The following is a 20,762-nucleotide window of genomic DNA, read 5'->3' as shown; positions in this document are numbered from 1 at the left end:
CGCAGACAAGGAACGGATGATGAAAATGAAGATGTTGGCACTGGCTTTCTCCACGCTTGTCGCCCAGTCGGCGTTCGCCGCCCAGGAGGTAAACGTCTATTCGAACCGTCAGGATGAGCTGATCAAGCCCATCATCCAGCAGTTCGAGAAGGAGACCGGGATCAAGGTCAATGTGGTGTTTGCCAAAGAGGGGCTGAACGAGCGTCTGGAACGGGAAGGCAAGCTCTCTCCGGCAGATCTGATGCTGACCGTGGACATCAGCCGTCTGACCGAGCTGGTGGACAAGGACTTGGTGCAGCCGGTGGACAGCAAGACGCTGCAGGAGAACATCCCCTCCATCTATCGCGATCCGGACAACCGCTGGTTCGCCCTGACCACCCGGGTGCGTGCCATCTACTCCAGCAAGGAGCGTCTTGGCAAGCTCGACACCATCCGCTACGAAGATCTGGTCAAGCCTGAATTCAAAGGAAAAATTTGTACCCGTAGTGGCAAGCACGAGTACAATGTGGCGCTGGTTTCGTCCATGATTGCCCATCACGGCATGGCGGACACCAAGACCTGGCTGGAAGGGGTCAAGGCCAACCTGGCGCGCAAGCCCCAGGGCAACGACCGTGATCAGGTCAAGGCGATCAAGGACGGCATCTGTGATGTCTCCCTGGGCAACAGCTACTACCTGGGTGCCATGTTGAAGGACCCGGCGCAGAAGTCCTGGGCCGACGCGGTGGAAATCAACTTCCCGAACCAGGGTGATCGCGGTGCCCACGTCAACGTGAGCGGCGTGGCCATGACCAAGTATGCCAAGAACAAGGATGCAGCACAGAAGCTGATGGAGTTCCTCTCCGGGGATACCGCCCAGCACATGTATGCGGATGTAAATGCCGAGTACCCGGTCAAGGCGGGGGTCGAGCCTTCTGCCATGGTCAAGTCCTGGGGCACGTTCAAGTCTGACCCCATGCCGGTCAGCGATTATGCCAAGCACCGCAAGGACGCCTTGCAACTGCTGGATGAAGTGAAATTCGACTTGTAATCAGATGGGGCCAACGGCCCCATCAACTTCTGTGGACTCATGAAACATTTTGGATGGATTGCCGGCAGCTGGGTCACCGCCCTGCTGCTGGGTTTGCCGGTACTCGCCCTGGTCTTCTCCGCCTTCTCGGCTGATGGGGAACTGTTTGCCCACCTCGCTGATACCGTACTGCCCGACTATCTGCGAAACACGTCCGGCCTGGTGCTGGGGGTGGTCTGCCTCAGCCTGCTGTTCGGGGTGCCCACCGCCTGGCTGGTGGCCATGTGCGAGGTGCCGGGGCGCCGCGCCCTGCAATGGGCGCTGATGCTGCCCATGGCGATGCCCTCCTATATCGTTGCCTACGTCTATACCGACCTGCTCGACTACTCGGGCCCGCTGCAGGCGGGGCTGCGTGCCCTGTTTGGCTGGCAGGGACCTGCCGACTACTGGTTCCCGGCCATTCGCTCCCTCGGGGGCGCCGCCTGGGTGCTGGCGCTGGTGCTCTTCCCCTATGTCTATCTGCTGGCACGGGCCTCCTTCCTGGAGCAGTCGGTCAGCCTCATTCACTCCAGCCGTCTGCTCGGCTGCACCCCCTGGCAGAGCTTTCGCCGCCTGAGCCTCCCCCTGGCCCGCCCGGCCATCATGGTGGGGGCATCTCTGGTCGCGATGGAAACTCTGGCGGACTTTGCCACCGTCCACTTCTTTGCCATCAACACCCTGACCACCGCCATCTACGACACCTGGCTCGGCTACGGCAGCCTGGCGACCGCCGCCAAGCTCTCCTGTCTGATGCTGCTGGCGGTGGTGCTGCTCATCGCGCTGGAGCGCCGCTCCCGCCAGCGTCAGCAGGTGTTCCAGAAGTCCATGGGCTTCGAGCAGCCCCTGCGTTACCCCCTCGGGGGCCTGAGGGGCGTGCTGGCCGGGCTCTGGTGCTGGGGCCTGGTGCTGGCGGGGTTCGCCCTGCCGTTCGTCATCCTGTTCGATTACGGGGTGCGTTACTTCGCGCTGTCGTGGACGCCCGAATTCGTGCGCTTTGCGGGCAACAGCCTTGCCATCTCGGCCCTGACCGCCCTGCTGGCCATGGCCATTGCCCTGCTGCTCGGCTTCTTCCGTCGCCTCGATGGGGGGACTCGCAGCCTGCTGCCCCTGCGCCTCGCCGCCATGGGCTATGCCATGCCGGGGACCGTGCTGGCCATCGGCGTGCTGGTGCCGCTCACGGCCCTTGATTTTGGCATCAACGATCTGGCCGAGCGGCTCGGGATGCCGGGCCCCGGTCTGCTCCTGACCGGCACCCTCACCGCCATCGTGTTCGGCTATCTGGTGCGCTTCGTGGCCATCGCCATCGGGTCGGTGGAGAGCAGCATGAGCAAGATCTCCCCCAGCCTCGACATGGCGGCCCGCTCTCTGGGGCAGGGGGCGGGCGGCATGCTGCGTCGCATTCACCTGCCGCTGGTACGGCGCGGCCTCTTTGCCGGCGCCATACTGGTGTTCATCGAATCCATGAAGGAGCTGCCCGCCGCCCTGCTGCTGCGGCCGTTCAACTTCGAAACCCTGGCGACCCACGTCTATCAGTTCGTCTCGGACGAGATGCTGGAGCGGGGGGCGCTCGGTGCCATCGTCATCGTGCTGGTGGGGCTGGTTCCCCTGCTGTGGATCAACCGTACCCTGGATGGTCCAGGCCATTGAGCGGCCCCGTCCGGCATCACTACGCGAGAGGAAAAGAACCTTGTCCTGCCTGAATATCGAGAAGGTCAGCTGTCACTACAATGGCCGCCCCGTGCTGGAGCAGCTCTCCCTGCAGGTGGCCGACAACGAGATCGTCTGTCTGCTGGGGGCCAGCGGCTGTGGCAAGACCACGCTGCTCAAGGCGGTGGCCGGTCTGCTGCCCCTGGCCCAGGGGGAGATCCGGCTGGGAGAGACCCTGCTCGATGCCCCCGGAGTGAGTGTGCCGCCGGAGGCCCGCCATATCGGCATGATCTTCCAGGATTACGCTCTCTTTCCTCACCTGACGGTGGCCGAGAACGTCGGCTTCGGCCTGACCGGGCAGGATCGCGGCAGCCGCCAGCAGCAGGTGGAAGAGGCGCTGGCGCTGGTCAACCTGCAGGGGTTGGGGGAGCGCTATCCCCACCAGCTCTCCGGCGGCCAGCAGCAGCGGGTGGCCATCGCCCGCGCCCTGGTGTGCAAGCCGCGCCTGATGCTGCTGGACGAGCCCTTCTCCAACATCGACACCCAGGTGCGGATGAAACTGATCCTCGAGATCCGCGCCCTGCTCAAACAGCAAGGCATTGGTGCCATCTTCGTCAGCCACAGCAAGGAAGAGGCCTTCGCCTTCGCCGACCGGCTGGCTCTGTTTCGCGCCGGTCGCATCGAACAGGTGGGGGAGCCGGAGCAGCTCTATCGCCGCCCCGGGAACCGCTTCGTGGCGGAGTTTCTCGGCGGGGTCAATTATCTGGCGGCCGAGGTGGTGGACAGCCACTGCGTGCAGACCCTCCTTGGAACCATCTGCGGTCAGGAGCCCCATGGCCGCGCGGTGGGGGAGCGGTTGCAGCTCATGCTCAGACCCCAGCAGTTGGCGCTGACGGCGGCGGATGACGGTGAGATCCGGGTGCGTGAGCAACAGTTCCTGGGCCATCACTGTCGGGTTCTGGTGGAGTGTGGCGGCCAGCAACTGGAAGCCAGCATCGGTGAGCCCCTGGAAGGGGAGCGCGCGCGGGTGACCGTGGCGCCTCATGCCCTGGTGTTGTTTGACCCCTTGCCCTGAGTGCGTGGTATTGTCGTGAAATCAATGAACTGGAAGCGCGCTGGTTTATAATCGCGCCACGCCCATAGCCAACGCACTTGGAGAGAGACATGAAAGCCCAAGCCGGGATCTGCGCAGAGCCGAATCTGCACGCCCTCTATCTGATGTTCAATCGCACCGGTGACGCCGCTGCCCTGACCTCCCGCCTGGCCAGCCTGCCAGCACTCTGGGAGGCGGTGAGCGCCGACTTCCCCGATGCGGCCTTCAGCGGTCTGGTCGCCGTCGGGGCCGACGCCTGGGATGATCTCTATCCTGCCGCCCGGCCGCCCCAGTTCCGCGGTTTCATGGCGCAATCCGCCAACGGTCAGGAGGCCCCCAATACCCCGTTCGATCTCTTCGTACAATTGCGTGCTGATCGGGTGGACGTGCTGCATCATGCCGGTCATCGCGTCATGGCCCTGCTGGCCGGGCTTGTTGAATTGGCCGAGGAAGTCCGCGGTTTTCGCAACCAGGATTGCCGGGATCTGACCGGTTTCGTCGACGGCACCGAGAACCCGCAGGATGAGCACCGCGCCGAGGTGGCGTTGCTGGACGGCGGCGAGTTCGCCGCTGGCTCCTACATCCACGTGCAGCGCTGGGTCCACGCCATGAGCGACTGGGAGAAGCTGGCCCTGAAGGAGCAGGAAGACATCATAGGTCGCACCAAGGTCGACAACATCGAATACGAGTCCGCCGACAAGCCGCTCACCTCCCACATCAAGCGGGTCAACCTCAAGACTCCGAAGGGGGAGTCCATGGAGATCCTGCGCCAGAGCATGCCCTGGGGCACCATGAGCGAGCAGGGGCTCTACTTCATCTCCTGCTGCCGCACGCCGCTGCACTTCAACGCCATGCTGGCCAGTATGTACAAAGGGGAAGGCAGCCACTTCGACCACCTGCTGCGCTTCACCCGGGCGGTGACCGGCGCGGCCTTCTTCGCCCCTTCCGTCGATTTTCTGGTGGCAGAGGGCAAATAAACCCGGCCTGCCGACCGTTCAAAACAAAAAATCCCGGCCAAGGCCGGGATTTTTGTGCGGATCGCCCAAGGCGACCGGATCAGGGCGTCTGCTCGAACAGCTCGAGGGCGGAGAGGTAGAGCTCCTCGATGTCGGTATCGCTAGTCGGGGTGATGAAGATGGTGTCATCACCGGCGATGGTGCCGAGGATCCCTTCGGCCTTGCCGAGGGAGTCAAGCAGGCGGGCGATCAGCTGAGCTGCGCCGGGGCTGGTGTGGATCACCACCAGAGCGCCGTTGTGGTCGACATCCAGCACCAGGTTCTTGAGGGGGCTGGAGGTGGTGGGTACGCCCAGTTCCACCGGCAGACAGTAGACCATCTCCATCTTGGCATTGCGGGTGCGAACGGCGCCGAAGCGGCTCAGCATGCGCGAGACCTTGGACTGGTTGATGTTCTCGAAGCCCATCTCTTGCAGGGCAGTCACTATCTCTGCCTGGGAGCCGAAACGCTCCTCTTTCAGCAAGGCTTTAAAGGCCTTGGCCAGTTTTTCTTGCTTGTCGTTATGTTTCATCTTGGACTCACGAATGAGGGGAGTGACCGCCTGTCACGCTCAGGCGGCAGATACGAACAGCGCTGCTATTTTGCATTCATATGCCTGTTTTGGCAAGGAAGCGGCGCTTGTTCTGCATATTGATTCAAATATAGCTTGCATCAACTTATGCTGGCGCTAGAATCAGGACGAAATTTTGAAAACTTATTCAATTGGGCTGTATGGGTATCGAATTAATCGGCATCGAAAAATCCTGGCACAAGGTGCCGGTACTGCAGCAGGTGAGCTTTCGGACTGCTCCCGGCGAGACCTTGGTATTGCTGGGCCCGAGCGGGGCAGGCAAGAGCTCTCTGCTGCGCATGATGAACTTGCTGGACACGCCGGATGCCGGTGTGTTGCGCATCGCAGACAGTGAATTTTCTTTCCCGTCCAGCCTCTCTACTGCCGAATTCAACCGTCAGGCACAGGCGCTGCGCCGCAAGGTGGGCATGGTGTTCCAGCAGTACAATCTGTGGCCGCACCTCACCGTGATGGAGAATCTGATTGAAGCGCCCGTCAAGGTGCTCGGCATGAGCCGCGAGGCGGCCATCGAGAAAGGGGCCTATCTGCTGGCCCAGCTGCAACTGGCCGACAAACGGGACGCCTGGCCCGCACGGCTTTCCGGTGGCCAGCAGCAGCGGGTCGCCATTGCCCGGACCCTGATGATGGATCCCCAGGTGCTGCTGTTTGACGAACCGACGGCTGCCCTGGATCCCGAAATTACCAAAGAGGTGGCGGAGATCATCCGCACCCTGAGCCAGACAGGCATCACTCAGGTGGTGGTGACCCACGAGGTGGAGTTCGCCCGCAAGGTGGCCAGTCAGGTGATCTATCTGGAGAAGGGGCGGATCATCGAATCCGGCACCGCCGCCATCTTCCAGTCCCCGCAAACCAGCCGGTTTGCCGAATTCTTGATGCATTGATATTGAGTCGATAAGGAAGCTGTCATGAAAAAGAGTCTGTTGCTGATCGCCGCCATGGGTCTGCTGAGCACTTCTGTGCTGGCCAAAGAGATCAAGTTCGCCACCGAGGCAACCTATGCGCCGTTCGAATACCTGGATGACAAGAACGAGTTCCAGGGGTTTGACATCGATCTGGCCCGCGCGGTCTGCGAGCAGGCCAAGCTGGAGTGCAGCTTCCACAACCAGGCCTTCGACAGCCTGATCCCCAGCCTCAAGTTCCGTCGCTATGACGCCGTCATCGCCGCCATGGACGTGACCCCGGAGCGGGCTGCCCAGGTCGACTTCTCCGACATCTATTACGAGAACTCCGCGGTGTTCGTCGCCAAGAAAGAGACCTTCAAGGGGCCGGACGATCTGGTGGACAAGACAGTCGGCGTGCAGAACGGCACCTCCCACCAATCCTATCTGGTGGACAACTGGGTGAGCAAGGGTCTGCTGACCGTGCCCTACGCCAGCTACCAGAGCGCCTTCCTCGACATGATGAATGGCCGTACTGACGGCGTGTTTGCCGATACGGCGGTGGCCGCCGACTGGCTCAAGCAGCACAAGGAATACGCCGTGGTGGGTACCCCGGTGACCGACGCCAAGTACTTCGGTACCGGTTTTGGCATCGCGGTGGCCAAGGGCAACCAGGAACTGCTGACCCAGCTGAACAAGGGGCTGGCCGAGATCAAGGCCAACGGCACCTATCAGAAGATCTATGACAAGTACTTCGCGCAGTAAGCCATGTTGAGCCTGTTGTTGGATGCAGCCTGGATGACCCTCGGGCTGGCCCTGGCATCCCTGGTCGGTGGCATGGTGCTGGCACTGGCATTCAGTGCGGCTGAGTTGAGCAAGCAGCGTGCGTTGGTGTGGCCCGTGGCCACCCTGACCACCTTGATCCGTGGTCTGCCCGAGTTGTTGGTGGTGCTCTTCATCTACTTCGGCTCGACCCAGGTGCTGTTCCTCATCACCGGGGAGTATGTGGAGTTCAGCCCGTTCGCCTGCGGTGTGCTGGCGCTCTCCCTGCTGTTTGCGAGCTACGCCACCCAGACCCTGCGTGCCGCCCTCAATGCGGTGCCCCCTGGGCAGCGGCTGGCGGCGCAGGCGCTCGGCCTGGGCAAGGGGCACACCTTCTTTCGCATCGTGCTGCCCCAGGCCTGGCGTCACGCCCTGCCCGGGCTCGGCAACCAGTGGCTGGTGCTGCTGAAAGACACCGCCCTGGTCTCCCTCATCGGGGTGAACGAGATGATGCGTCAGGCACAGATGGCTTCGGCCAGCACCTATCAACCCTTCACCTGGTACGCCGCTGCCGCCCTCATCTATCTGGCCATCAGTCTGGTGAGTGAATTCGGCTTGAAGCAGGCGTCCCGCTATACCCGCCGTTACGGAGGCTGACCATGCAGGATTACCTGATGACCCTGCTGGGAGGGCTGGCGATCACCCTGCAGCTCACCGCGTTCAGCTTGTTGCTGGGCGTGCTGATGGCGGCCGGCATGACCTGGGTGCTGGAGCGTCGCATTCCGGTGGCGACCCAGCTGGTGCAGCTCTGGGTGCTGGTCTTTACCGGTACGCCGCTGCTCATCCAGATCTTCCTCATCTACTACGGGCCTGGCCAGTTTGAATGGCTCAAGGCGGGGCCGCTCTGGCCGCTGCTCAAGCAACCCTGGTTCTGCGCCGTGCTGGCGCTCGGTTTCAATACCGCAGCCTACTCCACCCGGCTGTTCAAAGGGGCGCTCGACGCCATCCCCGCCGGTGAAGTGGAGGCCTGCCGTGCGCTCGGCTTCTCGGCCGGACAGACCCTGTGGATGAAGACCCGCCATGCCGCCCGTCGGCTGGTCCCCGCCTATTCCAACGAGGTGATCCTGGTGCTCAAGGGGAGTTCGCTCGCCAGTACCATCACCATCATGGACATCATGGGGCTGGCCCAGCGTCTCAACGCCCAGACCTATGACACCCTGGCGGTGTTCACCGTGGCCGGAGCGCTCTATCTGACCATGAATGGATTGTTAACAATTGGTTTCCGCTGGTGTGAGCGTCGGGCACTGGCTTTCCAGTCCTGAAGCAGTCACATTTACCCCTTAATGGTGAGGGAAGCACAGAAAATCTGTGTCTTTCCTCCCATTTATCGCATATTCCTCTCCGCTTTCATCGCCGCTTGTTCCCTGGCTCACAGAACCCGTGATTACAACTGTTATCAGATTGTTTTTTAGGAGGGGATCCTTTAAGGTGAGGCGCACAATAAGAATCAGCGTTAACCCAACTAGAAACAACCTTAAACCTACGCTTAGACATGGAGTTGATCATGAAAGTTGCCGTTCTGGGTGCCGCCGGTGGCATCGGCCAAGCCCTCGCTCTGCTGTTGAAAAACCGCCTGCCTGCCGGTTCCGAACTGAGCCTGTATGACATTGCCCCGGTCACTCCGGGCGTGGCGGCGGACCTGAGCCACATCCCGACTGACGTGAAAGTAAAAGGTTTCTGCGGTGAAGATCCGAGCCCGGCTCTGGTCGGCGCCGATGTCGTGCTGATCTCTGCCGGCGTGGCGCGCAAGCCCGGCATGGACCGTTCCGACCTGTTCAACATCAACGCCGGTATCGTCAAGAATCTGGTGGAGAAGTGTGCCGCTTCTTGCCCGAAAGCACTGATCGGCATCATCACCAACCCGGTCAACACCACGGTCGCCATCGCCGCCGAAGTGTTGAAGAAAGCCGGTGTCTATGACAAGCGTCGCCTGTTCGGCGTGACCACCCTGGATGTGATCCGTGGCGAGACCTTCGTGGCCGAAGCCAAGGGCCTGAACGTTGACAAGGTTCGTGTCAACGTCATCGGCGGTCACAGTGGCGTGACCATTCTGCCGCTGCTCTCCCAGGTTGAAGGCGCCAGCTTCACCGCTGAGGAAGTGGCTGCCATGACCAAGCGCATTCAGAATGCCGGTACCGAAGTGGTGGAAGCCAAGGCCGGTGGTGGTTCCGCCACTCTCTCCATGGGTCAGGCAGCCTGCCGTTTCGGTCTGTCGCTCATCAAGGGTCTGCAAGGGGAAGCCAACGTCATCGAGTGTGCCTATGTGGAAGGCAACGGTGAGCACGCCACCTTCTTCGCGCAGCCGGTGCTGCTTGGCAAGAACGGTGTCGAAACCGTGCTGGACTACGGCAAGCTGAGCGCCTTCGAGCAGGAAGCGATGGACAGCATGCTGGCCACCCTGAAGGCTGACATCCAGCTGGGCGTCGACTTCGTCAAGTAAGTCTCTACGTCGACCGCAAGGGGAGCCCAGGCTCCCCTTTGTCATTTTCGGGGTTGGGTGTGGCGGGCTAATGTGGCGGGCTAAGGAGATGGCCCTGGCTGCCGATAACAGAAGGCAGCAGGAGATCCCTATGATAAAACCAAGAACCCTCATCGCCATTATCGGTGTGTGCAGCTTCCCCTTGCAGGGGGCGGAGCCCACCTCGGCCGCCGCGCCCACCCAGGCGGTGGCTGTTGCAGCCGCGCCGCCATCCGCGGCGTCTGCACCCTTGTCACCGGCCTCATCATCGGCCCAGCCAGCCCTGACGCCAGCCTCTTCTGTCGCCACGCCATCCCTCCCTGTGTCAGCAGCGCCAGCCCAGGCGCCATCCGCATCCGCACCTGTACCGTCCGCACCGGCAGCTGCGCCGTTGCCCAGGGCGACGACGCAGGCATCCGCTGCTGCGGGAGAGTTGCAGGCCGTGCCGCTCTATCGCCAGGACGAACTGCTCAACTGGATAGAGCAGGGGCGCCATCTGGCCCGGGTGAAGCAGGACAGGTGCCAGCTCACCCAGGATATCGAGGCGCGGGCCTCGGTGATGAAGATCCCTGCCTATCAGTTCCTCTGGGGAGACATGCTGGCCTGGGGAGTTTGCACCAAGCCGGACGCCCAGATCGGGGTGCAGTACATGTGGGAGGCCGCCAACCAGGGGCTGGCGCCGGCGCTGGAACAGCTTGGCCGCTATTACTGGAAGGGGATCCTGGTCCAGAAGGATCTGGTGCGGGCCGAGACCCTGATGCGGGAAGCCGCGAGCCTCGGCTTCTTGCGGGCACAGATGGAGTGGGTGGAGATGTTGCTGCAGGGCATGGGGAGTCCCCTGGATTATGAGGAGGCGTATCACTGGCTGCACGGCGCCGTCATCGGCGACAAGGCCATGCACCAGAAGGCGGCGAGCCTGCTCAGCCGGCTCGGCAACCGGATGCCCGCCAATGCCATCGCCCGTGCTAAGGCGATGCACTGAGTTCTGGTAGCCCGCTTTGATATTACAAGGCCCACGAAGCTGTGCTTGTGGGCCTTGTGCATTTTCCCGGTCAGGGGAGGGATCAGAGGCCCTGATGGGGGCCGAAGACCTCGTAGTGCATCCGCCCGGCAGGCACGCCCACATTCTCCAGCTGAGCTTTGACTGCCTTCATGAACGGGACAGGGCCGCAGAAATAGTAGTGGGCGTCGGCCGGAATGAGGTCGGTGACCTGCTCCAGTGCCAGAGTGCCACTGAAGTCGTAATCCTCTCCTTTGACATCCTGCTCCCCCGGCTCCCGATACCAGATCCGGCTCTCCAGTTTCCCGTGTTGCCTGCTCTTTGCCCGGATCTCGTCCCTGAACGCGTGGTGGGCGCCATGTTCGCAGGCGTGAAGCCAGCGAATACCCATATCCGGGCCATCGGCCAGCAAGTGGTTGAGCATGCTCAGCAGGGGGGTGAGGCCGACCCCGGCGGAGATCAGCACCACAGGCGTGTCTGTCTCTTCTTGCAGGAAGAAGTCGCCGGCCGGCGGCATGATGTCGAGCGTGTCACCGATGTGAAGATGATCATGCAACAGGTTGGAGGCCTGACCCCTGGGTTCGCGCTTGACGCTGATGCGGTAGTCGCGGCCATTGGGGGCGTCCGAGAGGGAGTACTGGCGGATCTCCTGATGCTCGAGGGTGGGATGAACCAGCTTGATACTGAGATATTGCCCCGGTTTGAAACGCAACACGGGGTTGCCATCGAGGGGGGCCAGGACGAAAGAGGTGATGAGTTCACTCTCCTGACGCTTCTCCTTGATGATGAAAGGGCGGGTTCCCTGCCAACCACCGTCCTGGCTTGCCTTCTCCCGATAGAGCTCGCTCTCCCGGCCGATGAAGATGTCGGCCAGCACACCGTAAGCCTTGCCCCAGGCGGTAAGGACCTCCTCCGTGACAGCGTTGCCACCCATTTCTTTGAGCGTGGCCAAGAGATGACTACCCACAATGTGATATTGTTCCGGCTGGATCAGGAAACCCGTGTGTTTGTGGGCGATGCGTTCAACGGCTCCGGCCAGGGCCCCCAGATTGTCGATGTTCCTGGCATAGGCCGCCACCGCACTGAACAGTGCCAAGGGCTGTCCCCCGCTACGCTGGTGAGCCAGGTTGAAGAGATCCTTCAACTCGGGATTGTGGCTGAACATGCGCTGATAAAAGTGCCGTGTGAGGTCAGGGCCCGCCGATTCGAGCAAAGGAATGGTGCTCTTGATGACGGCGATGGTGGCTTGGTCTAACATAGGAGGTCCTTTCTAATTGAACATCTGGAATGTCACTTATTAAGTTGCATCCTAAATGTTTAATTGATCTGGATCAATCATCAATTCTTCGCGCTAGGCGCTACAGGCACTATGAGACTAACGAGCTATACCGATTTTGGATTGAGGGCCCTGCTCTATCTGGCTACCCTGCCGGAGGGGGAACTGTCGAGCGTGGCCAAGGTATCCGCCTTGTACGACGTATCCCGCAACCACATGGTGAAGGTGGTGAACCAGTTGGTAAAACTGGGCTATCTGCAGTCACAACGAGGCAAGAATGGTGGCATCCGCATGGCGCGCTCCCCCGACGAGATCAATATCGGGCAAGTGATCCGGGCATTGGAAGGCAATCTGGACGGGATCGACTGCAGCTCCCCGGTCTGCCATATCGTCTCCGTCTGCCTGCTCAAGAGTGCCTTGAAGGAGGCGATGAACGCCTTCCTCGCGGTGATGGATGGTTATACGCTGCAGGATTTGCTGGCAAACCGTGACGAGTTGCAGCAGGTGTTCGGTGAGCTCATCCCCACTCTGGTGCTGGAGCCGGATGACGAGAGCGAGTGAAACAAAAAGGCTGCCATTGGCAGCCTTTTTTCAATCCTCGTACCCTGAGTCGTCCCGGTACAGGTGCGGCATGATCCTCGCCATCTTCACCATGTTGTTCTCCACTTCGAGAATCTCGATAGGGTAGCCCGCCAGCCTGACACTGATGTTGGGTTGGGGGATCTCCTCAAGGTACTCCAGGATGGCGCCATTGAGGGTCCGTGGGCCGTCCATGGGCAGGTGCCAGTCCATCTCCTTGTTCAGCTCGCGGATGCTGGCGGAGCCTTCGACCAGGAAGGAGCCGTCCGGCTGGGGATGGATCTCGTCACTCGGGGTCGGTGTCATGGAGGTGGTGAAGTCACCGACAATCTCTTCCAGGATGTCGTCCAGGGTGATCAGCCCCTGAATATCGCCATATTCGTCGACGATAAGGCCAATTCGCTCCTTGTTGCGCTGGAACTTGGCCAACTGCACGTTGAGGGGGGTCCCCTGGGGGATGAAATAGATGGGGTCGACTTCCCGCAGCAGGCTGGACTTGCTGAACTGATCCCGGGCGACCAGTCTCAGGGCGTCCCGTGAGTGCAGGAAGCCGACGACGTCATCGATGTTGTCGCGATAGAGCAGGATCTTGGTGTGGGCGCAGTGGGCCAGCTGGCGCAGTATGATCTTCCAGTCGTCATTGATGTCGATGGCGGAGATCTCGCTGCGCGGGACCATGATGTTCTCCACCGTCATCTTGTCGAGATCCAGGATGCTTATCAGCATCTCCTGGTGGTGCTTGGGAATGAGATTGCCCGCCTCGTTGACGATGGTGCGCAGCTCTTCGGAATTGAGGGAATCATCCTTGTTGTGCTCGAGACGCAAGAGTTTCAGCAGCAGGTTCGTGATGCTGTTGATGAGCCAGACAAGGGGGGCGAACGGCACCATCAGCCCCTTGAGGATCCAGGAGGCAGGGTAGGCTATCCGCTCGGGGAACATGGCCGCCAGTGTCTTGGGGGTGACTTCCCCGAATACCAGTACCACCAGGGTCAGCCCGAAGGTGGCAATGGCGACGCCGAGATCCCCGAAAAGCCGGATGCAGACGATGGTCGCGATGGCGGAGGCCAGGATGTTGACCAGATTGTTGCCGATGAGAATGAGGCCAAGCAGGCGGTCCGGCCTGGCCAGCAGCTTCTCGACCCGGCGGGCAGCCTTGTGCTTGGTCTGGGCCAGATGCCGCAGCTTGTAGCGGTTGAGGGACATCATGCCGGTTTCGGAACTGGAGAAGAAGGCTGACAAAAGGATCAAGATAACGAGAACAATCAGCAATGTACTCGTTGAGATACTGTCCAAGAAGGGCTCCTGTAAGGATGGTTGGGGAATGTTCGTGTGTCAGCTAAGCAGCACTTCCTTGACGAAACGGCTGCCAAAATAGGCCAGTGTCAGGATGAAGCTGCCGATGAGGCTCAGCATGATGACCTTGCGGCCGCGCCAGCCACGGGTATGGTGACCCCAGAGCAGCAGAGCGTAGACGCACCAGGCCAGGATAGAGAGGATGGCCTTGTGGGACTTGCCCTGGGCAAACATGTCTTCCAGGAAGAACAGGCCGGATGCGATGGAGAGGGTCAGCAGCAGCAGACCTGCGGAAATGAGCTGAAACAGGCGCTTCTCCACCGTCATCAGGGGTGGCATGGCTGGCAGGTGGCTGATCTTTCTGGATTTCAGTTGCCTGTCCAGGCAGGCAAGCTGGAGGGCAAACAAGCAGGCGATCATCAGTACCGAATAGGCCATCAGCGCGAGGCCTATGTGCAGCAGTAACTGGGGGTGCGCTTCCAGATGGGTGATGTAGCGCCCGGGAATGAGCGCGCTGGCTGCCAGCAGCAGGGCTGAAAAACTGTAGACGACGGGCAGCAGGATCCAGCCGTTGAAGCGTCGGGTGACGCAGGTCATGAAGCAACTGATGATAAGGCTGACTAGCGAGGCCACGTTCAACATGCTGAGATTCTGGCCGGAATGGGTGGCCAGCACTTCGCTGCCCACCGCCATGCCATGGGCGGTCAGGGCCAGGCCGACACAGGCGAACAGCGATACTTGCCCGACGGGCTTGGCGCTGAGCAGCAGGTGCAGTGAAGCGATGATGGCCAGCAGGTAAAACGCCAGGGCCAGAACAGAGATCACGATCATAACCAGGTCGTTGTCAAACAAGCTTTATGGATAAGAGGGGCAGTATACCTTGCACAAGATATGCTCGCCAGTTGTGCCAGAGGCTAACTGCCCACATATAAGTAGGCGTTGATGGTCACCGTGCGGCGAATAATCGTCCTCCGGCGTTGACTGGGGTATACTGCCCTCCATTTGTTGACCTGCCCGCTCGATGGCAGGCCGCCGCGGCAAGCGGCGAGTAATCGTCCCTAGAGTGCTGACCGGGGTATAATGCCCCCAGTGTCACGCCAAGAACCGGAAAGCGTCATGTTTGAGAATTTGACTGAACGACTCTCGCGCACCCTGCGCAACGTCAGCGGCCGCGGCCGTCTGACCGAAGAGAATATCAAGGATACCCTGCGCGAAGTCCGCATGGCGCTGCTCGAGGCGGACGTTGCCCTGCCGGTGGTGCGCGATTTCGTGGCGCGCGTCAAGGAACGAGCCGTGGGCCAGGAAGTGGCCAAATCCCTGAGCCCGGGCCAGGCCTTCATCAAGATAGTCCATGGCGAACTGGTCACCGTGATGGGGGAGGCCAACGAACAGCTCAACCTGGCTGCCCAGCCGCCGGCCATCATCCTGATGGCAGGTCTTCAGGGGGCCGGTAAGACCACTACGGTTGGCAAACTGGCCAAACTGCTCAAGGAGCGCAGCAAGAAGAAGGTGCTGGTGGTCAGTGCGGACGTCTACCGTCCGGCGGCGATCAAGCAGCTTGAGACCCTTGCGGGCGACATCGGTGTCGACTTCTTCCCGAGTGATGCCAGCCAGAAACCGATCGCCATTGCCACTGCTGCCATCGATCAGGCGCGCAAGAAGTTCTATGACGTGGTGATCGTCGATACTGCCGGTCGTCTGCACGTCGATGGCGAAATGATGGCGGAGATCCAGGATCTGCACGCCACCATCAAGCCGGTCGAAACCCTGTTCGTGGTGGATGCCATGACAGGCCAGGATGCTGCCAATACCGCCAAGGCCTTCAACGAGGCGCTGCCGCTCACCGGTGTGATCCTTACCAAGGCAGACGGTGATGCTCGCGGTGGTGCCGCACTGTCGGTGCGCCACATCACCGGCAAACCGGTCAAGTTCATCGGTATGGGCGAGAAGACCGACGCGCTGGAGCCGTTCCACCCGGATCGTCTCGCCTCCCGCATCCTCGGTATGGGGGATGTGCTCTCTCTCATCGAAGAGGTGGAGCGCAATGTCGATAAAGAGAAGGCGGCCAAGCTGGCCAGCAAGGTCAAGAGTGGCAAGGGCTTCGATCTGGAAGACTTCCGTGAGCAGCTGGCCCAGATGCGCAACATGGGTGGCATGATGGGGATGCTCGACAAGCTGCCTGGCATGTCCGGCCTGCCGGACAACATCAAGGATCAGATGGATGACAAGCTCACCGTGCGGATGGAGGCCATTATCAGCTCCATGACGCCGAAAGAGCGTGCCCATCCCGATCTCATCAAGGGCTCCCGCAAGCGCCGCATCGCTGCGGGCTCCGGCATGCAGGTCCAGGATGTGAACAAGCTGCTCAAGCAGTTCACCGAGATGCAGCGCATGATGAAGAAAATGTCCGGCAAGGGCGGCATGCGCAAGATGATGGGCCAGATGAAGAACATGCTGCCCCCCGGATTCGGTGGTGGCGGTCGCGGTCCGTTCTGATTTTCCTGCTGGTCAGGTAGAAAGGCTCACCCTGGTGAGCCTTTTTCATGCCAATCCCTGCGCAAAAAATAGCTGGCTTGGTTGCAATTATTACGAATCCAAGTAGAATTACGCGGCTTATTTTAAGCTAGGGTCTGCGTATTTGCAGGCCTTGTTCATTAGATGTTTATGAGGACGATATGGTAACCATTCGTTTACAACGTGGTGGCGCGAAAAAGCGTCCGTTCTACCAGGTAGTAGTTGCTGACAGCCGTAACGCCCGTGACGGTCGTTTCATCGAGCGCGTCGGTTTCTTCAACCCGGTTGCTGCTGGTAACGCTGAAAAGCTGAACCTGGACCTGGCTCGTATCGAGCATTGGGTTGCTACTGGTGCCGCTGTTTCTGACCGCGTTGCCAAGCTGATCAAAGACGCTGCCAAAGCTGCTTAATCAGCCAAACGGTAGGGAGTTAAGGTGGAAAAACCTGTAGTTCTGGGCACCCTGGGGACCGTTTACGGGATCAAGGGCTGGCTTAAAGTGAACTCCTTCACCGATGTTGCCGAAGCGATTTTCGATTACAACCCCTGGCTGATCAATCAGAACGGGGCGTGGCGTGAAATCCGGGTGTCATCCTGGAAGCGTCACAACAAGGGTCTGATCTGCAAACTCGATGGTATCGATGTGCGCGAGGATGCCCTGGCATTGACCAACGTCGAGATTGGCGTCCCCGCCGATCTGTTGCCTGCGTTGCCCGAAGGGGAGTTCTACTGGCGTGACCTCATTGGTTGCACCGTGGTAACCACCAAGGGATACGACCTGGGCAAGGTGACCGAATTGATGGAAACCGGCTCCAACGATGTGTTGGTGGTTGAGGCCAATGTAAAAGATGCCTTTGGTGCAAAGGAGCGGTTGATACCGTTCCTGGAAGAGCAGGTGATCAAGAATATTGATCTGACTGCTCGAACAATCGAAGTTGATTGGGATCCTGGTTTCTAGTTTCCCGCGCTAACACGGGTGCCGGAGGTTTCTTATGTGGATTGGGGTCATTAGCCTCTTCCCGGAAATGTTCCGAGCCATTACCGAGCACGGGGTAACGGGTCGGGCCGTCAAGAGTGGCCTGCTGCAGATTGAGTGCTGGAACCCTCGGGACTTCACCCACGACAAACACCGTACGGTCGATGATCGTCCTTATGGTGGTGGGCCCGGCATGTTGATGATGGTTCAGCCGCTGCGTGATGCCATTCATGCAGCCAAGCAAGCGGCGGGAGACGGGGCGAAAGTCATCTATCTCTCTCCTCAGGGACGCAAGCTGACTCAAGCGGGCGTGACCGAGTTGGCGACGAATCAGAAACTGATTCTGGTCGCCGGTCGATACGAAGGTATCGATGAGCGCGTGATACAAACCGAAGTCGACGAAGAGTGGTCTATCGGGGATTACGTGTTAAGTGGTGGCGAGTTGCCTGCCATGACCCTGATCGATGCGGTTTCGCGTCTGGTCCCGGGGGTCTTGGGTGATCAGGCCAGTGCCGAGCAGGACTCCTTCACGGATGGGCTGCTGGATCATCCCCACTATACTCGGCCGGAGGTGTTGGATGGGCTGACGGTGCCCGAGGCGCTGACAAGCGGCAATCACGAAGTGATTCGGCGCTGGCGACTCAAGCAATCGCTCGGACGAACCTGGCAGAGAAGGCCGGAACTTATTAACAACCTAGCTCTGACTGACGAGCAAGAATCACTTCTTGCCGAGTATGTCCGCGAAGTGCGTGACAGCGTTAAGTAGAGTTTTCAGTTTATCCTAGGTAAGGAAAGACAATGAGCAAGATTATTCAGCAGCTTGAACAAGAGCAACTGCGTACCGACATCCCGGCTTTTGCCCAGGGCGACACCGTACGTGTTCAAGTTCGTGTTAAAGAAGGTGGTAAAGAGCGTCTGCAGGCTTTCGAAGGCATCGTGATTGCCAAGCGTAACCGCGGTCTGCACTCTGCTTTCACCGTTCGCAAGATCTCCAACGGCGAAGGTGTTGAGCGTGTATTCCAGACTCACTCTCCGCTGATCCACAGTGTAGAACTGAAGCGTCGTGGTGATGTTCGCCGCGCCAAACTGTACTACCTGCGCAACCTGTCCGGCAAAGCTGCTCGTATCAAAGAGAAGCTCAACTAATTCGATTCGAATTGGTGTCGGTATGTCGGCGAAAAGCTCGACAGGTAGTGAAAAGGCTCGCCAATGGCGAGCCTTTTTTGTATCCGTGTGCGGGGTATTGGCTCAACTGGGCTGGCTGACCCGCACCACAGAGTTATCACGCCCGAAGGGGCCAGGTACGTAGTCGTCCGCCTCCCAGTCGTTGTCATAAAGGGTTTCACCATCGGGTTGCACTAGCTGATAGCAATACTCGAAATGGCTGGGGCCATCGGTCGGCAGGTTGAGTGTCGCCTTGAACTCCCCGTTTTTCATCCTCTTCAGTTCAATGGGCTGCCACTGGCTGAATTCACCCAGCAGCAAGACCTGCTCGGCATCACCGGCGGCCTCCTTTTCGACGGCAAAGGTCACCTTGACCTCGGGACGCGATTTGAGGAATTGCTTGTTGATCGGCATATGGACTCCTTGTCACTGGTTGCGAAGAAAATAGCGCTGGTTATTTTTATATCACTTTATGACAAGGATGTTGATAAGCAGGATCAAAGGGGGAGGGCAAAATGGCGCTGCAGGAGCTGATGGGTGAACTCGATCTTGAGGTAGAAGCCCCGTGGTAGCGTCATGATGAGTTGGCCATTGCGGCCGATGGCGCGGGTCAGCGCTTTGCTGTTGGCCGCCTTGGGGCGCAGCTGCAATACCTGGCCGTGGCGGGCGCTGATCTGCTCCACTTCCCCCAGCACTATCATGTCCATCAGCTCTTCCCAGTCCTGGCGCAGCAGTCCTTCTTCCTCTTCATTCGGGCTCCATAGCAGCGGCATGCCGACGCGACGGTCGCCGACAGGGATGTCGCGGCTGCCTTCCACTGGGATCCAGAGCACCCGCGACAGCTTGTTGCGCACGTTCGACTCCTCCCAGCGCTGGCCGCTGACCCCGATGAGGGGGGCCACGCAGACAAAGGTGGTTTCCAGCGGGCGCCCTTGAGGATCGACGGGGATCGTCTTGAGCTCGATACCGAGATCCGGAAAATCCTGCTCGGGACGGCTACCTGCACTGGCCCCCAGCTGCCACTCGATCAACTGCCCTGTCCAGCCCTTGTCACGCCTGAGATCCCGCGGTACGGGGATGCCCGCCGTTGCGGCAAGCTGGGCCAGAGTGAAGCCAGCCATGGCGTAGGCTCGACTGAGCAGCTCTTGTTCTGACTGGGGATTGGCGGGCATGAGGGCTCCTCTGGAGATAATAGACATCGCAATACGGATCCTTGCATGGTATCGCTGATTTTATAACCGATCCTCGCCCGACTATACACAGGGAGACATGGGTGACAGAATTCAACATATCTAAATGATTTTAAAGGGTTTTACTTTATTTATCCAGTATGTTGGCCCGCCGGATCCCCGCATAAACGAGTTGTCCAAGGGTTTGTGCGAGCTGTTGCACACAGTTATCCACAGAAATCTTGGATAACTGGCGTAAAGTGGTGAAAGGAAGCGTGGCACCAGAAATAAATGTGAGAGTACGCCGATTTTCAGCGCCATTTCGGTGCAGATAATGCGCCATATCTGTGGATAAATCCGTCTTGGTGGATCTTTGAGCAGTCGAACTTGTTCACAATTGACAGGCTGGATCCTCTTAGGCAAAAGACATGGATCTTGATCCAGCAATTAAACTATAACCTTATGTATTTAAATGTATATTTTGTTTTTAAGTGAATCGGGTATGATATGCTTCCGTGCAATGCCACAGTATAAAACTACTGTATATACCTGCTTGATCACAGGTTTATGCACAGTCTGGGTGGGCAACTTGCCTAGCATGAACCTTCAATTTGTTTATAACTTTGCTTGAAATGCCAAGTTATTCATGAATGGAAGATGACAGTCCCTGTTTGCCGCCACGGGGTGAATGTGGAACAATCTCGTTATAGATTCAGCCTTTATAAGGTGATCACGTGATAGATGGTGACGGATTTCGTCCCAATGTCGGCATCGTGATCTGTAACCGTGACGGACAAGTATTGTGGGCTAAGCGCTATGGGCAGCACTCCTGGCAGTTTCCGCAGGGGGGGGTTGATGATGGTGAATCGCCGGAACAGGCCATGTATCGTGAGCTGTATGAGGAGATAGGCCTCAAGCAGGACGATGTGACCATACTGGCGACCAGTCGCAACTGGCTGAAGTATCGCTTACCCAAACGACTCGTCCGCTGGGACAGTTCACCGGTCTGTATTGGCCAGAAGCAGAAATGGTTTTTGTTGCAGCTCGATCCTGGCAAAGAGTCCAGGATCCAGTTTGGCTGTCATGGTCACCCGGAATTTGATGATTGGCGTTGGGTCAGCTTCTGGTACCCGGTTCGTCAGGTCGTCTCCTTCAAGCGGGAGGTTTACCGCCGGGTGATGAAGGAGTTTGCCCCGCTGGCCATGCCAGTCCCCGTGGTGCAGGCTAACCGAAAAGATGGGCGGCGCAACCGCTCGCGTTAAG

The 20,762-nt window shown here is 59.4% G+C and carries 23 protein-coding genes; 17 read left to right on the top strand and 6 right to left on the bottom strand.

Annotation, left to right across the window (positions count from 1 at the left end; all coding sequences use genetic code 11):
- Window positions 1-19 precede the first annotated feature (19 nt).
- The 4 genes from AB5Y89_RS08965 (at window position 20) to AB5Y89_RS08950 (ending at window position 4,762) form a co-directional block, all read left to right on the top strand.
- Window positions 20-1,027 (top strand): Fe(3+) ABC transporter substrate-binding protein, encoded by a 1,008-nt coding sequence (locus AB5Y89_RS08965; protein WP_039039971.1) that lies wholly within the window; start codon window positions 20-22, stop codon window positions 1,025-1,027.
- Window positions 1,028-1,066: 39 nt separating this feature from the next.
- Window positions 1,067-2,692 (top strand): ABC transporter permease, encoded by a 1,626-nt coding sequence (locus AB5Y89_RS08960; protein ID WP_368223567.1) that lies wholly within the window; start codon window positions 1,067-1,069, stop codon window positions 2,690-2,692.
- Window positions 2,693-2,732: 40 nt separating this feature from the next.
- Window positions 2,733-3,767, top strand: coding sequence for an ABC transporter ATP-binding protein (locus AB5Y89_RS08955; RefSeq protein ID WP_104451894.1), 1,035 nt, complete (start codon window positions 2,733-2,735; stop codon window positions 3,765-3,767).
- An 89-nt stretch (window positions 3,768-3,856) separates the two neighbouring features.
- Complete coding sequence (locus AB5Y89_RS08950) at window positions 3,857-4,762, top strand: Dyp-type peroxidase (RefSeq protein ID WP_202044593.1); 906 nt, start codon at window positions 3,857-3,859, stop codon at window positions 4,760-4,762.
- Window positions 4,763-4,841: 79 nt separating this feature from the next.
- Here AB5Y89_RS08950 and argR read toward each other — a convergent pair whose 3' ends face one another.
- Window positions 4,842-5,312, bottom strand: coding sequence for a transcriptional regulator ArgR (argR, locus tag AB5Y89_RS08945; RefSeq protein WP_005308670.1), 471 nt, complete (start codon window positions 5,310-5,312; stop codon window positions 4,842-4,844).
- 200 nt (window positions 5,313-5,512) lie between these two features.
- On the opposite strand from argR, the gene AB5Y89_RS08940 reads away from it, so the two are divergent.
- The 6 genes from AB5Y89_RS08940 (at window position 5,513) to AB5Y89_RS08915 (ending at window position 10,512) form a co-directional block, all read left to right on the top strand.
- Window positions 5,513-6,253, top strand: coding sequence for an ATP-binding cassette domain-containing protein (locus AB5Y89_RS08940; protein WP_041214472.1), 741 nt, complete (start codon window positions 5,513-5,515; stop codon window positions 6,251-6,253).
- Window positions 6,254-6,277: 24 nt separating this feature from the next.
- A complete protein-coding gene (locus AB5Y89_RS08935) occupies window positions 6,278-7,015 on the top strand; it encodes an arginine ABC transporter substrate-binding protein (RefSeq protein ID WP_010673073.1) in 738 nt (245 codons plus the stop codon).
- Between the two features lie 3 nt (window positions 7,016-7,018).
- Window positions 7,019-7,669, top strand: coding sequence for an arginine ABC transporter permease ArtQ (gene artQ / locus AB5Y89_RS08930; protein WP_042014905.1), 651 nt, complete (start codon window positions 7,019-7,021; stop codon window positions 7,667-7,669).
- A gap of 2 nt (window positions 7,670-7,671) precedes the next feature.
- Window positions 7,672-8,334: an arginine ABC transporter permease ArtM gene (gene artM / locus AB5Y89_RS08925; RefSeq protein ID WP_010673075.1), complete on the top strand. Its 663-nt coding sequence runs from the start codon at window positions 7,672-7,674 to the stop codon at window positions 8,332-8,334.
- A 242-nt stretch (window positions 8,335-8,576) separates the two neighbouring features.
- Entirely contained in the window at window positions 8,577-9,512 is a 936-nt protein-coding gene (gene mdh / locus AB5Y89_RS08920; RefSeq protein WP_010673076.1) for a malate dehydrogenase, read from the top strand.
- Between the two features lie 409 nt (window positions 9,513-9,921).
- Window positions 9,922-10,512, top strand: a complete 591-nt coding sequence (locus AB5Y89_RS08915; protein ID WP_029313773.1) for a tetratricopeptide repeat protein — start codon at window positions 9,922-9,924, stop codon at window positions 10,510-10,512.
- Between the two features lie 82 nt (window positions 10,513-10,594).
- On the opposite strand, the gene hmpA is transcribed toward AB5Y89_RS08915, so the two are convergent.
- Window positions 10,595-11,788 (bottom strand): NO-inducible flavohemoprotein, encoded by a 1,194-nt coding sequence (gene hmpA, locus AB5Y89_RS08910; protein ID WP_368223563.1) that lies wholly within the window; start codon window positions 11,786-11,788, stop codon window positions 10,595-10,597.
- A 111-nt stretch (window positions 11,789-11,899) separates the two neighbouring features.
- Between hmpA and AB5Y89_RS08905 the strand changes: the two genes are divergently transcribed.
- Entirely contained in the window at window positions 11,900-12,367 is a 468-nt protein-coding gene (locus tag AB5Y89_RS08905; protein WP_039039978.1) for an Rrf2 family transcriptional regulator, read from the top strand.
- 30 nt (window positions 12,368-12,397) lie between these two features.
- Here AB5Y89_RS08905 and AB5Y89_RS08900 read toward each other — a convergent pair whose 3' ends face one another.
- Window positions 12,398-13,678, bottom strand: a complete 1,281-nt coding sequence (locus AB5Y89_RS08900) for an HlyC/CorC family transporter (RefSeq protein WP_263308817.1) — start codon at window positions 13,676-13,678, stop codon at window positions 12,398-12,400.
- Window positions 13,679-13,717: 39 nt separating this feature from the next.
- Complete coding sequence (gene ccsA / locus AB5Y89_RS08895) at window positions 13,718-14,509, bottom strand: inner membrane protein YpjD (protein ID WP_039040017.1); 792 nt, start codon at window positions 14,507-14,509, stop codon at window positions 13,718-13,720.
- 285 nt (window positions 14,510-14,794) lie between these two features.
- Between ccsA and ffh the strand changes: the two genes are divergently transcribed.
- From ffh to rplS, 5 genes are all read left to right on the top strand, one after another.
- Window positions 14,795-16,174, top strand: a complete 1,380-nt coding sequence (gene ffh / locus AB5Y89_RS08890) for a signal recognition particle protein (RefSeq protein ID WP_010673083.1) — start codon at window positions 14,795-14,797, stop codon at window positions 16,172-16,174.
- A 179-nt stretch (window positions 16,175-16,353) separates the two neighbouring features.
- The gene (gene rpsP, locus AB5Y89_RS08885; RefSeq protein WP_010673084.1) at window positions 16,354-16,602 is read left to right on the top strand and encodes a 30S ribosomal protein S16; all 249 of its coding nucleotides are present in this window, start codon (window positions 16,354-16,356) and stop codon (window positions 16,600-16,602) included.
- 24 nt (window positions 16,603-16,626) lie between these two features.
- Complete coding sequence (rimM, locus tag AB5Y89_RS08880; RefSeq protein WP_039039979.1) at window positions 16,627-17,148, top strand: ribosome maturation factor RimM; 522 nt, start codon at window positions 16,627-16,629, stop codon at window positions 17,146-17,148.
- A 34-nt stretch (window positions 17,149-17,182) separates the two neighbouring features.
- Window positions 17,183-17,932 (top strand): tRNA (guanosine(37)-N1)-methyltransferase TrmD, encoded by a 750-nt coding sequence (gene trmD / locus AB5Y89_RS08875; RefSeq protein ID WP_010673086.1) that lies wholly within the window; start codon window positions 17,183-17,185, stop codon window positions 17,930-17,932.
- Between the two features lie 32 nt (window positions 17,933-17,964).
- Window positions 17,965-18,312 carry a 50S ribosomal protein L19 gene (gene rplS, locus AB5Y89_RS08870; RefSeq protein WP_005313505.1) on the top strand — a complete coding sequence of 116 codons (348 nt, stop codon included), beginning with the start codon at window positions 17,965-17,967 and terminating at the stop codon, window positions 18,310-18,312.
- Window positions 18,313-18,414: 102 nt separating this feature from the next.
- Here the strand turns inward: rplS and AB5Y89_RS08865 are convergent, their stop codons facing one another.
- Window positions 18,415-18,744 carry an isoamylase early set domain-containing protein gene (locus AB5Y89_RS08865; protein WP_103260846.1) on the bottom strand — a complete coding sequence of 110 codons (330 nt, stop codon included), beginning with the start codon at window positions 18,742-18,744 and terminating at the stop codon, window positions 18,415-18,417.
- Window positions 18,745-18,827: 83 nt separating this feature from the next.
- Window positions 18,828-19,502, bottom strand: a complete 675-nt coding sequence (gene mutH, locus AB5Y89_RS08860; RefSeq protein ID WP_368223560.1) for a DNA mismatch repair endonuclease MutH — start codon at window positions 19,500-19,502, stop codon at window positions 18,828-18,830.
- 731 nt (window positions 19,503-20,233) lie between these two features.
- Between mutH and rppH the strand changes: the two genes are divergently transcribed.
- The gene (gene rppH / locus AB5Y89_RS08855; protein WP_010673089.1) at window positions 20,234-20,761 is read left to right on the top strand and encodes an RNA pyrophosphohydrolase; all 528 of its coding nucleotides are present in this window, start codon (window positions 20,234-20,236) and stop codon (window positions 20,759-20,761) included.
- Window position 20,762: the final 1 nt, after the last annotated feature.

The organism is Aeromonas sp. s4 (assembly GCF_040907855.1).
GTDB lineage: Bacteria > Pseudomonadota > Gammaproteobacteria > Enterobacterales > Aeromonadaceae > Aeromonas > Aeromonas caviae.
This window is presented reverse-complemented; position numbering and strand designations above follow the sequence as displayed.